We start from the raw sequence: 15927 nt of genomic DNA, 5'->3' as shown, positions 1-15927 counted from the left end.
ACCGGCGCAGCCGCGCGCGACGCCCCGGGCACGACGAGGCCCCGCCGGACGTCGGGAGGGGACGTCCGGCGGGGCCGGTGCCGGGGTGACCCGCAGGTCACCCCGGCGCCGCTGCCACGGTCAGCGCCGCAGCAGCGTCTGCCGCACCGTCGCGGGGGTGAGCCCGCGACGACGCGCGACCACGAGCGTGGTGCCCGTGCCGGCGAGGAGCAGCGCGAGCAGCCCCAGGCCGAGCCCGGTCCCGGTGACGGCGAGGCTGCCGCCGGCGCCGGTGCTGCCGGTGCCCGTGCCACCGGCCGACCCGGTGCCACCACCGCCGTCGCCGCCGCCCGTGCCGCCGTCGCCCGGGGCCGCCGCGAGGACGGTCAGGGCGGCGTCGGCCAGCGGCGAGCCGTCGACCGACGCGACCAGCAGGTACACGCCCGGCGCGGTGGTCGCCGGCACCGTGAGCGTCCCGACGGCCGACCCACCCGGGTCGGTCGTCAGGGTGCCCAGCACGACGGGGCCCTCCGGCGCGGCGGCCGCGCCGACGCCGCCGAGCCCGCCGCGCGCGGTCGCCCCGGCGTCGAGCGCCAGCACGACGTCGGTCTGCGGCGCGAACCCGGCGAGCTCGACCTCGACGCCCTCGCCCGCGCGGACCTCCTGGCTGCCGAGCGTGACGCGCGGCCCCTCCGGCTCCACCGGGCCCTCGACGAGCCTGGCGACGCCCCAGCGGGCGGTGGACTGGTAGCCCTGCCCCGTCGGGTCGGCCCAGTTCGTGATGCCGATGCGCGAGCCGCCCGCGGCGTCGTTGACCTGGAAGTCGACGCCGTGCACGGTGTCCGCGCCGCCGAGACCCATCAGGTCGATCGCGACCTCCACGACGTACCCCGTGCCCGTGGCCGCGGTCGCGGTGCGCACGCGGTCGGCCTGCTCGGCCGGGCCGTTGCCGAACGACACCGCGTTGTCGGCCCCGACGCGCAGCTGCATGTCGGTCGGCAGGTAGGCGCCGTTCTTGCGGTTGCCCAGGTCGAGGTAGATCTCGACCGAGTCCTGCTCCCACGGCTGCGTGGCGGTGCTGTCGACCGCCGGGTCGGTGACCTCCGCGAGCACGAACAGCGTGTCGGTGTCCCACAGCGCGCGGACCTCGGCCGTCGCGGTGCCGCTGCCCGAGACCTGCTTGCCGGTGACGACCGGCTCCAGGCCCGCCCAGACCTCGTCGACGTCGCCGTCGACGTCGGGCACGTCGGCCGCGGCGTACGGGATCTCCAGGTACGACAGCGGCTCGACGAGCGCGAGGGACCCCGCGCGGCCGGACCACGACGTGATCTGCTCGCCCTGCACGACGCCCACGTTGAAGGCGAGCACGTCGCCCTCCTCGGCCCCGGTCAGGGGCACCTGGACGACCACGCGGTACCCGTCGCCGTGCGCGGCCCAGACCGCGGGCAGGTCGCCCTGGCCCTCGCGCGGCACCGCGTACGTCGTCGTCCCGACCGTGACGCGGACCGCGTCGATGCCCGCCGGGACCTGCGCGAGCACCGTCAGCGCGTCGGCCGTCCACCGCGTCTGCAGACCGCCGGCGACGCCGTCCTCCCCGATCGGGGAGAGCGGGAGCTGCTCCCACTCGGGCGCCGAGGCCGCGGCGTCGTCGAGCGCGACCTGCCCGCCGAACGACTGGCCGGACGCGATGCGCCCGGGCAGCTCGAGCCCGGCCGCGCCGTAGTACGCGGGCTTGCCCTGCAGGCGGTCGTCGAACAGCAGCGGGGCGCCGTTGTCGTTGACCCAGCTGCGGCCGTCGAACAGGCCCCACACCGTGACCGAGAAGAGCGACGCCGCCTTCGCGCGGAACAGGTCGAAGGCGTCGCGGTAGTAGTAGCCCTGCTCGATGAGCCGCGCCTCGGTCACGGGCGTGCCCGTGGCGACGTCGAGCTCGGTGACGGCCTGCGTGACGGGCAGCGCCTCGAAGCGCGTGAGCGCCGCCTCGAGGGCCGAGACCGGCGTCGAGAGGCTCACGTGGAACTGGTGACCCACGCCGTCGACCGGCACGCCGCGCTCGAGCAGCCGCGAGACGAGCGCGAAGTAGCGGTCCTGCTTGCCGATCGCCTCGGTGCTGTAGTCGTTGATGAACAGCGTCACGGGACGGTCGGAGCCGGCGGCCGCGTACTCGTCGTTGAACGCCTCGTCGGCGTACCGGAACGCGAGGTCGACGAACTCCTCGCCGAGGATCTGGAACCAGGCCGAGCGGCGCATGCCGTCGGGGTTCTCGCCGCCGTCGGCGACGACCTCGTTGACGACGTCCCACGCGACGAGCGGGTTCGACTCCGAGCCGAACGGGCCGTACGCGTCGGCGATCGTCTCCGCGACCGAGAAGATGTGCTGCCGCATGCGCTGGCGCAGCAGCTCCTGGTCCTCGGGGCTCGACGTGAGCTGCACGCCGTCGTCGTCGAGGAACATCCAGCCCGGGTTCGCGGGCGTGCCCGTGTCGGGGTCGGCGTCCGTCTGGCCGGGGTTCTGCCCGTGCCACACCAGCACGTGCCCGTAGACGCGCAGGTCCTCGGCCACCGCGGTGTCGAGCAGCGCCTTGGCCTGCGGGTCCATGCGGAAGTTCCGGTCGGCGTCGTACCAGGCGTACGGCTTCATGTGGTTCTCGGCCGTGATCTGGTTGAAGTGCCGCGTCACGAGGTCGCGCGAGTCGCCGAGCGTCTCGCGCTGGTCGATGGCGACGCCCATCGGCCAGGGCACCTCGCCCCGCAGCGGCGGCAGGTCCTCGACCGTGACCTGCGGGGTCGCGATCGTCACGTCGTCGAGCAGGAACGTCGAGGTGTTGCCGGCGTTGCCGCCGTCCCACTGCGTCTCGAGGTAGAGCTCGGCGGCGGTGCCGAACTCCGGCATCGTGAAGATGCCGCCCACGCGGGTCCACTCGGTCGTCACGCCCGTGAACGTCGCGACGTTGGAGTACGCGACGGTGCCGTCGGTGTCGGTGCGCGCGCTGAGGACGAGCGTGCCCGGGTCGGCCTCGAAGCGCAGCCACGCCTCGTACTCGTACTGCGCGCCGGGCGTGAGCACGTCCGTCACGGGCAGCTGGACGCCCTGGCCCTGGTGCACGCGGTCGGAGACGCGCGCGGCGTGCTGGCCGGAGTGCGCGCCGGAGTCGACGAGGTCCACGGCCGGCGCCCCCTGCTCCGTCGCGCGGGGCTCCCAGCCCTGGAGCGTGCCGTCCTCGAAGTCGAAGACGAGGTCCACCTGGGCGGGCGCGTCGGCCGCGACCGCCGCCGATCCCAGCGTGACGGCGGGTGCCACGACGAGCGCGGCCGCCGCCACCCCCACGCCGATAGTTTCGAGGACACGATGGTGTCTGAGACGACGCATTGACGCTCCTTTGCGCACGAAGTCGGATCTCGCCGGATCAACGTACGGGGGATCTGGTCGCCTGACCAGAGGCGTCGTCGCGATGCCGCGACTTTCGTTGCAGGATCGAGATCGAAACTATCGAGAGTCGTCGGACGACACGCCGTCGGACGCCGGGCCCGACGTCCCGACGACGACGCCGCCGCCGACCGCCGCGCGCACCCCCACCCGCACGCGCCACGCGTCCCGCGGCGCCGGGTGGTCCGCGCGGGCGTGCCCGCCCCGCGACTCCTCGCGCGCCAACGCCGCGAGCGACAGCACCGTCGCCACCTGGTGCACGTTCGTCGTCTCCCACTCGGCGAGCTGCGGCTCCCCCAGCGGCCGGCCGTCGTCCCGCCGGGCCTGCGCGTCGGCCGGGATCCGGCCCAGCGCGTCCAGCGCGCGGCGCAGGCCCTCCGCCGAGCGCAGGACGCCCGGCCCGTCGGTCGCCACGCGCTGCACGCGCGCCCGCGAGGCCGCCGCCACCAGCGCCTCGTCACCCGGCCGCACGACCGGCTCGACGCGCGGCAGGAACCCGCCCTCGACGCGCCCCGCCACGTCACGCGCCGCGCGGTGCGCGAACACCAGGCCCTCGAGCAGCGAGTTCGACGCGAGCCGGTTGGCGCCGTGCACGCCCGTGCACGCGACCTCGCCGACAGCGTACAGACCGCGCACCGAGGACCGTCCGTCGAGGTCCGTCACGACGCCCCCCGAGTGGTAGTGCTGCGCCGGGGCCACCGGGACCAGGTCCGTCGCCGGGTCGATGCCGTGCTCGGCCAGGCGCTCGTGGATCGTCGGGAACCTGCGACGCAGGAAGTCGCCGCCCAGGTGCCGCGCGTCGAGCCACACGTGGTCCGACCCCGTCGCGGCCATGCGCCGCACGATCGCGTGCGCCACGACGTCGCGCGGCGCGAGCTCCGCCAGCTCGTGCACGTCGGGCATGAACCGCACGCCGTCCGTGTCGAGCAGCAGCGCACCCTCGCCGCGCACCGCCTCCGACACGAGCGTGAGCTGGCCCTTCACGCCCGCCCCCAGCCACAGCACCGTGGGGTGGAACTGCACGAACTCCAGGTCGCCCAGCAGCGCACCGGCCCGCAGCGCCGCCGCGATGCCGTCGCCCGTCGCCTGCGCCGGGTTCGTCGACGAGCGGTACACCTGCCCGATGCCGCCGGTCGCGAGCACCACCGCGGGCGCGAGCGCCGCGCCGACGCCGTCGCGCGAGCCCTCGCCGATGACGTGCAGCGTGACGCCCGCGACCGGGCCCGGCGCGCCGTCGGGTCCCGGCGCGCCCGTGAGGACGTCGAGCACGAGCGCGTGCTCGATCACCTCGATGCCCGGGTCCTCGCGCACCGCCTCGATCTGCGCGACCAGCGCGCGCGAGATCTCCGCGCCCGTCGCGTCGCCGCCCGCGTGCGCGATCCGGTCGGCCCGGTGCCCGCCCTCGCGCGTCAGGCTGAGGACGCCGTCGGGACCGGTGTCGAACACCGCGCCGCGCGCCACGAGCTCCCGGACCCGGCGCGGCCCCTCGGTGACCAGCGTCTCGACCGCGCGCGGGTCGCACAGCCCGCCGCCCGCCAGGAGCGTGTCGCGCAGGTGCGCCGCCGGCGAGTCCGCGGGGTCGAGCGCCGCCGCGATGCCGCCCTGCGCCCACACCGTCGACCCCGACGACAGCACGCCCTTCGTCACCAGCAGCACGCGCCGCACGCGCGAGCGCAGCTCGAGCGCGGCCGTCAGGCCCGCGACGCCCGAGCCGACCACCACGGCGTCGGCCTCGACCGACCAGCCGGGGTCGGGCGCGGCCAGGCGCGTCGCGACACGGACGGGGGGCAGGTCGGGCAGGAGCGGCACCGCGGGCACGCACGGACACTAACGCGGCCGCGCCCCGGGTCGGCGCCACGGTCGGACCGCGGACCGCCCGGCGCGGGCTCAGTCCTCGCGCACGACCGCCGCGCGGCCCTCCGCGAACGGCAGACCCGAGGGCACGAGCCCCGACTCCGCGGTCCACGCCTCGGGCACCTGGCCCGGGTCGTCGCCCGTGTCCACGATCCGGTTGGCGGCGTCGACGAGCACGACGTGCGGCGAGTACGTCCGCGCCTCGGCGTCCGACATCGCGCCGTAGGCGATGACGATGACGACGTCCCCCGGGTGCACCAGGTGCGCGGCCGCGCCGTTGACGCACACCTCGCCGCCGCCCGGCTCGCCCGCGATCGCGTACGTCGTCAGGCGCGAGCCGTTGGTCACGTCGACCACGTCGACCTGCTGGCCCGGCAGCACGTCGGCCGCCGCGAGCAGGTCCGCGTCGATCGTGATCGACCCGACGTAGTGCAGGTCGGCGGCCGTCACGGTCGCGCGGTGGATCTTGCCGGTCATCATCGTGCGCTGCAGCGTGGTCACGCGGCACCTCCGTGCGTGCGGCCCGCGGCCGGGGCACCCACGGGTGCCCCCCGCAGCGCGAGCGGGGCGTTGTCGATCAGGCGGGTCGCGCCCACGCGGACCGCGAGCAGCAGCAGCGCGTCCGTCGTGGCCGGGCCCGCGGGCGTGAACGTCGCGGCGTCGACGAGCGCGACGTAGTCCACCGCGTCGCCGGTGGTCAGGTGCTCGTCGAGCACGGCGCACGCGGCCGCGAGGACCGCGTCGGGCCCGGCACCGTCCTGCGCGGCACGCGTCCCGGCCGCGAGCGCGGCCGACAGCGCGAGCGCGCGTCCACGCTCGTCCGCGGTGAGGTACGCGTTGCGGCTCGAGCGCGCGAGCCCGCCGGCCTCGCGCACGGTCGGCTGCGCGACGACGTCCACCGGCACGTCGAGGTCGTGCACCATGCGCCGCACCGCCGCGAGCTGCTGCGCGTCCTTCTGACCGAACACCGCGACGTCGGGGCGCGTGAGGTGCAGGAGCTTGAGGACGACCGTGAGCACGCCGTCGAGGTGCCCGGGGCGCGAGGCCCCCTCGAGCACGTCGCCGAGGCCGCCCGCGACCACGCGGACCGTCGGGTCGCCGTCCGGGTAGACGACGTCGACGGTCGGCGCGAACACCACGTCCTGCGCGCGCAGCAGCCCCGGCCCGGTGAGCAGCGCGACGTCCCCCTCGAGGTCGCGCGGGTACCGCGCGAGGTCCTCGGTCGGGCCGAACTGCAGCGGGTTCACGAAGATCGTCACGACGACCGCGTCGGCGAGCTCGCGCGCACGCTCCACCAGCGCGAGGTGCCCCGCGTGCAGCGCACCCATGGTCATGACGACCGCACGCCGGTACGGACGGGCCGCAGCACCGTCCGGCCGGGGCGCGGCGTCCTGCGCGGCGAGCGCGGCGGCCAGTGCCGCGCGGTCGCGCACGAGCGCCGGGTGGGTCGTGGTCATGCGTCCTCCTGCGGCGGGGTGCCGCCGTCGTCCTGCGGGGCCGGGCCGGTGCCCGGCGGGCCGTCGGGGCCCTCGCCGGGCCGCTCGTCCCCCTCGTGCAACGCGGCCGGGGCGCCGATGATGCCCGCGAGCGCGTCGAGCACCGCCTGCGCCGCGTCGGGGCCGACGAGCCCCGCACCGAGCGCGCGGGCCGCGGCCGCGCGGGCCAGAGCACCGTACCCCGCCGGCACGTCGACCGCCCCGCTGGAGGTCCCGAGCGCCGACAGCACCGCGACGTGGTCGGCGACCGTGCCCGCGTCGCCGCGCCGCACGGGCCCCGTGAGCGCGGCGATCGCGCCCGGACCGCCGTCGCCGGACGCGTCCTCGGCGCGCAGCGCACCGTCCAGTGCCGCGTCGAGCAGCGGGCGCAGCGCGCGCCCCGGCTCGGCGACGCCCGCCTCCCGCAGCGCCTGCGCGGCCTGCGCGACCAGCACCACCAGGTGGTTCGCGCCGTGCGCGAGGGCCGCGTGGTAGAGCGGCCGCGCGTCCTCGGCGACGACGACGGGCTCGCCGCCGACCTCGACGACCAGCGCCTGCCCGATCGGCAGCACCGGCGCCGGCGCGGTCACCGCGAACGTGCAGCCGACGAGCCGCGAGAGGTCCAGCGAGGTGCCCGTGAACGTCATCGCCGGGTGCAGCGCGAGCGGGATCACGCCCGCGGCGCGCGCGGGCCCGAGCACGTCGACGCCGAACCGGCCCGACGTGTGCGCCACGATCTGACCGGCCTGCCACGCGCCCGTGCCGGCGAGCCCGCGCACGAGCGGCGCGAGCGCGTCGTCGGGCACCGCGAGCAGCACGAGCTCGGAGCGCCGCACGACCTCCGGCACGTCCAGCACCGGCACGCCGGGCAGCAGCGCGGCCGCACGCTCGCGCGACGCCTCCGACACCGCCGAGACGCCGACCACGGGGTGCCCCGCGGCGCGCAGCGCGCTGCCGAGCACGGCCCCCACGCGGCCGGCCCCGACGACGCCGACGCCGAGGCGCCCGGGCCGCGACGCGGGGTCGGCGCTCACGGCCGCGGGTCCGGCGACGCGGGCTCGGCAGGGGCGGCGACCGGGTCGGCGACCGGGCGCGGCGGCTCGGCGCCCACGACCTGCCCCGCGCCGCCGAGGTCCGCCGACGCGGTCCGCATCCACAGCTCCGGCCCGGCCACGGCCCGCGCCTCGCGGGCACGACGCGCCTGCTGCTCGAGCAGCGCCGCCGCGACGTGCTCGTCGAGGTGCTCGACGCGCGGCGAGATCGGGCCGGGCGTCGAGTGCGCGACGAACGTCGCCACGCGCAGCCGACGCTGCACCGGCCCCTGCTCCAGGGCGAGGCTCTGCGTGCGCTCGTGCGGCACCACGACGACCGTGCGCCACCAGCGCCCCGAGCGCATGATCAGCGCCGTCCGGGTCACGAGCACGCCGTGCCGGCGGCGGCTCAGCGGGTCCACCCACCGCGCGCGCCGCGGCGCGGGCGTGAAGCCGCCCGCGTCGTCGACGCCGCGGAACGCCGCGTCGAGCGTGCCCAGCGGGTCGTCGACACCCAGGTCGGGCAGCACGAGCCACAGCGCGACGGCCGCCTCGGCGCGCGTCGCGACCGGGTGCAGCACGGACTCGGTCGTGGCCTCCGGCCCGTACCCCGCGACGTTGATCTCGACCTTCCACCAGTCGGGCCCGCGCCACAGCGGACCCTGCGTGAGCCGCACCGCCTGCACACGTCCCGGCGGCACGGTCTGCGCGCGGGTCTCCGTGAGGCCGTGTCGCAGCCGGATGCCGTCGGGCGACGCCGCCGCACGGAACGTCGCGCCCGTGTTGAGCCGGTTCCACACGTACCCGCCGACGCCCAGCAGGGCGGGGACGCCGACGAGCAGGCCCCCGAGGTCGTGGGTCACGACGCCCACGACGAGACCGCCGACCAGCGCGACGACGACGAGCCACGGCGGCACCGACCGCACGATCGAGTGCACGAGCCGGCCCATCGGCAGCTCGTACACCTGCCGCTCGGGCGCGGCCTCGAACGCGGCGGCACCGGCCGGGGCGCCGTCGGCGACGGGTGCACCGGCCGGGACCGCGCCCTGCGGGACCGCGCCGGCCGCGGGCTGCGGCGTGGCACCGCGCGGGCCCAGCCCCGCCGCGAGCGCGAGGATCTGCGCGCGCAGGGCCGTCGCCTCCGACTCGCGCAGGAACGCGAGCTGCACCGCGGAGCCGCTGCCGCCCGCGACCTCGAGGTTGAGCTGCGCGAGCCCCAGCAGGCGCGCGAGCAGCGGCTGCACGACGTCGACGGCCTGCAGCCGGTCGAGCCGCGCCTGCCGCTGCTGGCGGAACAGCAGCCCCGTGCGCAGGTGCACGGCCTCGTCCGTCACGGCGTAGCGCATGACGCGCCACGCGAGCGCCGAGTACACGAAGCCCACGACCCCGACCAGCAGCACCACGCCCAGCACCACGAGCCACGCGCGCCCGGGGCCGAGCGCGTCCATGATCTGCCGCAGCGTGTCGGACATCTGGAACCCGATGACGGCGACGAACGCCGCGACGACCTTCCAGCCGCGCAGCGCGGGCGTCACCGGGTGCAGCCGGCGCCAGTCGTAGCCCTCCTCGCCCGCCGACTCGGGGACGGGGTGCAGCGAGGTGCTCACAGGCCGGCCAGACGCGACTCGCCGCGCGACGCGAGACGGTCGCGCAGGCGCGCGGCCTCGGCCGGCGGCAGGCCCGGGATCGTCGCGTCCGTGCCCGGCGCCGCGGTGTGCAGCTGCACGGTCGCGATGTCGAAGCGACGGGCGAGCGGGCCGGAGCTCACGTCGACGTACTGCATGCGCCCGTAGGGCACGACGACGAGCTCGCGGAACATGATGCCGCGGCGGATCAGAAGGTCGTCGTCGCGCTCGGCGTAGCGCAGCGCGCGCACCTGCCGGTGCACGACGAGCGCACCCCACAGCAGGAGCGCCGCGAGCACGCCCGGCACGGCCCACAGCCACGCGATCCCCAGGGCCGCGGCCAGCACCGACGTCGGCACGAGCAGCACCACGGCCCACACCGCGAGCACGAGCAGGCGCGCGCCCGCCAGCCGGGGCGACACCGGCGTCCAGGCGACGTCGTGCAGGTCGAACGGGTCGGCGGCGGACGGCCCGGGGGCCGCGGCGGCAGTGGTCATGCCCCCATCCTCCCGCACCGGGGTGCCTCGCAGGTCACGACCGCGCGGCCGTGACCTCAGCCCGCCGTCGGGTCCGGGTCGCGCGTCAGCGTCGGCGCGTCCGCGTCCGGCGGGGGGATGCGGCACCAGTGCTCGACGACCAGGCCCGCGACCGCGAGCGCAACCGCGCCGAGCACCGCGAGACCGGCCGCGCCGGCCCGCGCCGGGTTGCCCGGGACGTCCGCGTCGGTGAGCAGCGAGAGCGCCTGGCCGCCGTACCACCCGGTCAGCAGCGCACCCGTGTAGCACGCCGCCTTCGCGAGGACGACGGTCCGGGCGGCGCGCAGCGGGTTGAGGTCGGGGCGCCTGCCCTGCTGGAACTGCCGCACGGCCCAGCCCATCGACAGCACGACGCCCGCGATCACCAGCTCGACCGCGATCACGAGCCACGGCACCTCGGGCGGCGTCGCGGCCCCGCGGCCCACGAGCATCCGCATGGCCCACCACGTGACCGCGGCGACGCCCGTGGCCAGCAGGACCAGCGTGCCGCGACGGGTCGCGCTCACGGCAGCCGCGCCTCCCCCGGCCCCGCGCCGTCGCCGTCGGGCTCGGGGCTGGCGGCCGGCACGGGCGCCGTGAGCCAGTCGAGCGCCATCCAGCGCACCCCGTCACGGTCCGGCGCGGTCGCCGCGAGCTGCGCGACGGGCCCGCCCCCGAGACCGGGGAGCACCGCGTCGGGCTCGACCTGCGCCCACGGCTCCAGCACGAACGCGCGCTGGTGCGCGCGCGGGTGCGGCAGCTCGAGGTCGTCCGTCACGGCGAGCGTGTCGCCGTACACCACGATGTCGACGTCGAGCGTGCGCGGACCCCAGCGCTCGAGGCGCTCGCGCCCGTGGTGCTGCTCGACCGCGTGCACCGCGCGCAGCAGGTCCCGCGGCGCGAGCGTCGTGCGCACCACCAGCACGGCGTTGAGGTAGTCCGGCTGCTCGGGGCCGATCGCGGCCGTCCGCGCGAGCGGCGACACCGCGACCACCTCGATGCCGGGCACCGACGCGAGGTCGGCGACCGCCTGACGCAGCGTCTCCTGCGCCGGGCCGAGGTTGGCACCGAGCGCGAGCACCGCGCGCACCGGCGCCGCCGGGGGCTCGTCGAGCGCGTCGAGGACCAGCTCGCCCTCGACGACGTCGGCCACGGGCGCCATGAGCTGCGTGGCGGGGCCGTCGAGCGGCGGTGCCGCGGGGGTCTCGTGCGCCGGCACGTCGTACGCGGGCTGGTCGGACGCGGGCTCGGCGTACCGGGGCTCGACGTACGCGGGCTCGGCGTACGCGGACGCGTCGTGCTCCGGGGCGTCGAACGGCTGCGCGTCGTGGTCCGGGAGGTCGACCGGGGCCATGAGCTGCGTGGCGGGGCCGTCGTCGTCGGCGTCGAGGTGGGCGCGCGGCGCGGTCGCGGGCGACGGGACCGGCTCCGAGGGGCCCGCGCCGAACGTGCCCGGGACCGGCCCCGTGGGGCCCGTGACGACGGGCGGCGGGACGGGGCCGGGCGCGGCCGCGGCGAGCGCGGTGGCCGCGGCCACCGCCGGCAGCACACCGGTCGGCACCGCACCCGACGGCGCCGGCACGACGACCGCGCCCACGCCGTCGGGGCCGGTGTCGGCATCAGCCCGCGCGGACCCCGGAGCGGCGGCGACCACGGGCGCCGAGGCCGCGTGCGTCGGCCCGGTCACGGGCAGCGGCGCGGTCCGCGGGCGCACGTCGGGCTCGGGGTCGCGTCGCACGGCACCCGTCGGCGGGCGGTACGGCTCGGCGGCCGGCAGCTTCGTGCGGTCGCGCCGGATCGAGACGACCACGTCCCCGAACGGCACGGTGATCGGCGCCTGCGGCTTGTGCAGGGCCACGTCCACGGCCTGCACGTGCGGACGCGCCAGCACCGTCGCGGCGATCCGCTCCGCGACCGTCTCGATGAGGTCCGCGGGCTCGCCCGAGAGGACCGCGGCCACGAGCTGCGCGACCTCGCCGTAGTCGACGGTGTGCGCGAGGTCGTCGCCCGCCGCCGCGCGGCGCGTGTCGAGGTGCACGACGACGTCCGCGACGAACGTCTGCCCCTCGCGCCGCTCGTGCGCGAACACGCCGTGGTACCCCGTCGCGCTGATGCCCGACAGCCGGACCTGGTCCAGCCGGCGCCCGCCGTCGTCGTGCACGTCGTCCTGACCGCTCACCGTGCTCCCTCCCGTGCGGCCCGCCCCGTCGCGGACCGTGCCGTCGTGCCCGTCGTCGCCCAGCCTGCCGTGCCGTCGCGTGCCGCGCGCCAGCGGGCCGCGACGCGCACCGCCGCGGCCGACGCCGCGACCTCGTGGACGCGCACCGCCCACACCCCGTCCGCCGCCGCGAGCGCGCTGATCGCCGCCGTCGCGTCGTCCCGCTGCGTCGGCGGCACGGGGACGCCGTCGGCGCCCGCGAGCAGGTGCCCGAGGAACCGCTTGCGCGACGCCCCGACCAGCACCGGGAACCCTTCGGCGACGAGCTCGGGCAGGTGCGCGAGCAGGGGCCAGTTGCTCGCACCCGCCTTGGCGAACCCCAGCCCCGGGTCGAGCACGACCTGCGCGTCATCGACACCCGCCGCCCGCAGCGCGGCGACCCGCTCGCGCAGCTCGGCCCGCACGTCCACGACGACGTCGTCGTACACGTCGTGGTCGTCCATCACGTCGGCGTGGCCGCGCCAGTGCATCGCGACGTAGGCGACGCCCGTGCGCGCGACCAGGTGCGGCATGTCGGGGTCGGCCAGGCCGCCGGACACGTCGTTGACGAGCACGGCGCCACGCTCGACGGCCGCGCGCGCGACCTCGGCCCGCGTGGTGTCGACGCTCACGACCGCACCGGCCGCCGCGAGGCGCTCGACCACCGGCAGCACGCGCGCGAGCTCCTCGTCGACCGGCACGCGCGCCGCGTCGGGCCGCGTGGACTCGCCGCCGACGTCGAGCAGGTCGGCGCCCTGCGCGAGCAGCGCGTGGCCGCGCTCCACCGCGGCGTCGACGCCGTACCAGCGACCGCCGTCGGAGAACGAGTCGGGGGTCACGTTGACGACGCCCATGACGAGGGCGCGCCCGAGGCGCTCGTGCGCGTCGAGCAGCCCCGACGGGCCACGGAGGAGGGAGCCGTGGTCGGTCACGGTGCGAGCCTAGGCGCTCGTCGCGGTGCGCGGGACCGTGCGGGTCCGCGCGCCGCAGCCCGACGCGGTGGCACGGCCGGGTCCGTCAGTGCCGGCCGGCCAGCAGGCTCATGGCCTCGGCGCGGGTCGCGACGTCGCGCATCTGGCCGCGCACGGCCGACGTGACGGTCCGCGAGCCGGGCTTGCGCACGCCGCGCATCGACATGCACAGGTGCTCGCACTCGAGGACGACCAGCACGCCCTTGGGGTTGAGCACCTCGACGAGCGCGTCGGCGACCTGCGAGGTCAGGCGCTCCTGCACCTGGGGCCGGCGCGCGTACACGTCGACCAGGCGCGCGAGCTTCGACAGCCCCGTGATGCGGCCGTCGGCGCCGGGGATGTACCCGACGTGCGCGACGCCGTGGAACGGCACGAGGTGGTGCTCGCAGGTCGAGTACACCTCGATGTCCTTGACCAGCACCATCTCCTCGTGGCCGAGGTCGAACGTGGTGGTCAGCACGTCGCGCGCGTCCATCGTGAGACCCGCGAAGATCTCGCGGTAGGCCCGGGCGACGCGCGCCGGCGTCTCCTGCAGACCCTCGCGGTCGGGGTCCTCGCCGACCGCGAGCAGCAGCTCGCGCACGGCACGCGCAGCACGCTCCTCGTCGAACGGCGCGACCGCACGGCCGCCCGCGTCGTGCGTGCGGGAGATGACCGAGCCGTCGTCGCCCGGCGTGCCCGTGACGTCGGTGGCGGCCACGTCAGCGCGGCCCGTCGGCGTCGGGGGTGCCCGCCGGGGGCAGCTCGACGACCGCGGTCGCCGGGTGCTCGGCGTTCGCCGCCGCGGCCTCGTCCTGCGGGACCACGGGGTGCCCGTTCTGCGCGGCCAGCTCGGCGGGCGTCATGACGGGCCCGCGGTCGGAGACCGCACGCTCGTCGCCCGAGAGCCACACGTCGCGCGGGGGGCGCTTGGTGATCGGCGCGAAGATCGCGGCGAGCTGCTCCTGGTTGAGCGTCTCCTTCTCGAGCAGCTCGAGGACCAGCGCGTCCAGCACGTCGCGGTACTCGACGAGGATCTCGCGGGCCTCGTCGTGCGCGTGCTCGATGAGCGCGCGGACCTCGACGTCGATCGCGCCGGCGATCTCCTCGGAGTAGTCGCGCTGGTGGCCGACGTCGCGGCCGAGGAAGACCTCGGAGGACTCCTGGCCGAGCTTGATCGCACCGAGCCGGGCGCTCATGCCGAACTGCGTGACCATCTTGCGCGCGGTCGACGTGGCCTTCTCGATGTCGTTGCTCGCGCCCGTGGTCGGGTCGTGGAACACGAGCTCCTCGGCGACGCGGCCGCCCATCGCGTACGCGAGCTGGTCGAGCAGCTCGTTGCGCGTCGTGGAGTACTTGTCCTCCTGCGGCATGACCATCGTGTAGCCCAGCGCGCGACCGCGCGGCAGGATCGTCACCTTGGTCACCGGGTCGGTGTACCGCAGCGCGGCCGCCACCAGGGCGTGGCCGCCCTCGTGGTACGCCGTGATCTTGAGCTCCTTGACGTTCATGACGCGCGTGCGCTTCTGCGGCCCCGCGATCACGCGGTCGATCGCCTCGTCGAGCGCGGCGTCGTCGATGACCTGCGCACCGCGGCGCGCGGTGAGCAGCGCGGCCTCGTTGAGCACGTTGGCGAGGTCGGCGCCGCTGAAGCCCGGCGTGCGCCGCGCGACGAGCGCGAGGTCGACGGCCGGCGCCATGGGCTTGCCCTGCGCGTGCACCGTGAGGATCCGCTCGCGACCCTTGAGGTCGGGCGGCTCGACCGCGACCTGGCGGTCGAAGCGGCCCGGGCGCAGCAGCGCGGGGTCGAGGATGTCGGGGCGGTTGGTGGCCGCGATGAGGATGACGTTCGTCTTGACGTCGAACCCGTCCATCTCGACGAGCATCTGGTTGAGCGTCTGCTCGCGCTCGTCGTGCCCGCCGCCGAGGCCCGCGCCACGGTGCCGGCCGACCGCGTCGATCTCGTCGACGAAGATGATCGCGGGGCTGTTCTCCTTGGCCTGCTGGAACAGGTCACGGACACGGCTCGCACCGACACCCACGAACATCTCGACGAAGTCCGAGCCGGAGATCGAGTAGAACGGCACGCCCGCCTCGCCCGCCACGGCGCGCGCCAGCAGGGTCTTGCCGGTCCCGGGCGGGCCGTACAGCAGCACGCCCTTGGGGATCTTGGCGCCGACGGCCTGGAACTTCGCGGGCTCGGCGAGGAACTCCTTGATCTCCTGCAGCTCCTCGACCGCCTCGTCGACGCCCGCGACGTCGGCGAACGTGACCTTGGGCGACTCCTTGCTCACGAGCTTGGCCTTGGACTTGCCGAAGCTCATGACGCGCGAGCCGCCGCCCTGCGCGTTCGACATCAGGAACCAGAACAGGCCCAGGATGATGATGAACGGCAGCACGAGCGTCAGCAGGCTGCCCCACCACGACGGCTGCGGGACCTTCGACGTGAAGCCGTCCTTGGGGTCGGCCTGCGTGATCGCGTCGACCACCTGGTCGCCCTGCGGCGTGACGTAGAAGAAGTAGACCTGCGTGCCGAGGTCGCCGTCCTGGTCGGGGTCCGGGTCGTACGGCTCCGCGAGCGTGAGGTCCACGCGCTGCGTGCCCTCGGTGACGAGGACCTGGTCGACCTTGCCGTCCTTGAGGAGCTCGAGGCCCGTGGACGTGTCGATCTGCCGCTGCGTGGGCATCTGCAGCATGCTGAAGGCGGCCAGGGACAGCAGGACGGCCAGGGCGACCCAGATGAAGGGGCCGCGGAAGAGACGCTTGACGTTCATGGGCGATCGGGGCCGGGCCCCTCAACCTCCGCTCGCGGGGACTCTGCCTTGAAAGTACACGGTGGACCTGGCAGGGCCCCGCGGTGTTCGCCCAGGGCACA

Annotated in this window: 12 protein-coding genes; all 12 read right to left on the bottom strand. The window is 76.3% G+C overall.

The genetic code is table 11. The features are described 5' to 3' along the window. Window positions 1-120: 120 nt before the first annotated feature. The 12 genes from CS2_RS03160 to ftsH all read right to left on the bottom strand — a co-directional run bounded on the left by CS2_RS03160 (window position 121) and on the right by ftsH (window position 15826). Entirely contained in the window at window positions 121-3306 is a 3186-nt protein-coding gene (locus CS2_RS03160) for an endo-1,4-beta-xylanase (RefSeq protein WP_070318859.1), read from the bottom strand. A gap of 159 nt (window positions 3307-3465) precedes the next feature. After that, window positions 3466-5214: an L-aspartate oxidase gene (locus CS2_RS03155; protein WP_070318894.1), complete on the bottom strand. Its 1749-nt coding sequence runs from the start codon at window positions 5212-5214 to the stop codon at window positions 3466-3468. 78 nt (window positions 5215-5292) lie between these two features. After that, complete coding sequence (gene panD, locus CS2_RS03150) at window positions 5293-5760, bottom strand: aspartate 1-decarboxylase (protein WP_070318858.1); 468 nt, start codon at window positions 5758-5760, stop codon at window positions 5293-5295. Beyond that, complete coding sequence (gene panC / locus CS2_RS03145; RefSeq protein ID WP_070318857.1) at window positions 5757-6716, bottom strand: pantoate--beta-alanine ligase; 960 nt, start codon at window positions 6714-6716, stop codon at window positions 5757-5759. The genes panD and panC overlap by 4 nt, the downstream gene beginning before the upstream one ends. Further along, window positions 6713-7768 (bottom strand): Rossmann-like and DUF2520 domain-containing protein, encoded by a 1056-nt coding sequence (locus tag CS2_RS03140; protein WP_046530058.1) that lies wholly within the window; start codon window positions 7766-7768, stop codon window positions 6713-6715. The genes panC and CS2_RS03140 overlap by 4 nt, the downstream gene beginning before the upstream one ends. Then, on the bottom strand, window positions 7765-9372 hold the full coding sequence (locus CS2_RS03135) for a PH domain-containing protein (RefSeq protein WP_070318856.1): 1608 nt from the start codon (window positions 9370-9372) through the stop codon (window positions 7765-7767). Before CS2_RS03135 ends, CS2_RS03140 begins: the two co-directional genes overlap by 4 nt. Continuing rightward, window positions 9369-9887 (bottom strand): PH domain-containing protein, encoded by a 519-nt coding sequence (locus CS2_RS03130; RefSeq protein ID WP_070318855.1) that lies wholly within the window; start codon window positions 9885-9887, stop codon window positions 9369-9371. The genes CS2_RS03135 and CS2_RS03130 overlap by 4 nt, the downstream gene beginning before the upstream one ends. Window positions 9888-9943: 56 nt before the next feature. After that, complete coding sequence (locus CS2_RS03125) at window positions 9944-10432, bottom strand: DUF3180 domain-containing protein (protein ID WP_070318854.1); 489 nt, start codon at window positions 10430-10432, stop codon at window positions 9944-9946. Beyond that, the gene (gene folK, locus CS2_RS18420; RefSeq protein ID WP_082739768.1) at window positions 10429-12084 is read right to left on the bottom strand and encodes a 2-amino-4-hydroxy-6-hydroxymethyldihydropteridine diphosphokinase; all 1656 of its coding nucleotides are present in this window, start codon (window positions 12082-12084) and stop codon (window positions 10429-10431) included. Before folK ends, CS2_RS03125 begins: the two co-directional genes overlap by 4 nt. Then, window positions 12081-12956 carry a dihydropteroate synthase gene (gene folP, locus CS2_RS03115; RefSeq protein ID WP_082739766.1) on the bottom strand — a complete coding sequence of 292 codons (876 nt, stop codon included), beginning with the start codon at window positions 12954-12956 and terminating at the stop codon, window positions 12081-12083. The genes folK and folP overlap by 4 nt, the downstream gene beginning before the upstream one ends. A 163-nt stretch (window positions 12957-13119) precedes the next feature. Then, entirely contained in the window at window positions 13120-13725 is a 606-nt protein-coding gene (folE, locus tag CS2_RS03110) for a GTP cyclohydrolase I FolE (RefSeq protein WP_070318891.1), read from the bottom strand. Window positions 13726-13774: 49 nt separating this feature from the next. Continuing rightward, window positions 13775-15826, bottom strand: a complete 2052-nt coding sequence (ftsH, locus tag CS2_RS03105; protein ID WP_070318853.1) for an ATP-dependent zinc metalloprotease FtsH — start codon at window positions 15824-15826, stop codon at window positions 13775-13777. Window positions 15827-15927 lie beyond the last annotated feature (101 nt).

Origin of the sequence: Cellulomonas iranensis NBRC 101100 = JCM 18110 (assembly GCF_001552375.1) — a bacterium.
In the GTDB taxonomy this organism is placed as follows: Bacteria; Actinomycetota; Actinomycetes; order Actinomycetales; family Cellulomonadaceae; genus Cellulomonas; species Cellulomonas iranensis.
This window is presented reverse-complemented; position numbering and strand designations above follow the sequence as displayed.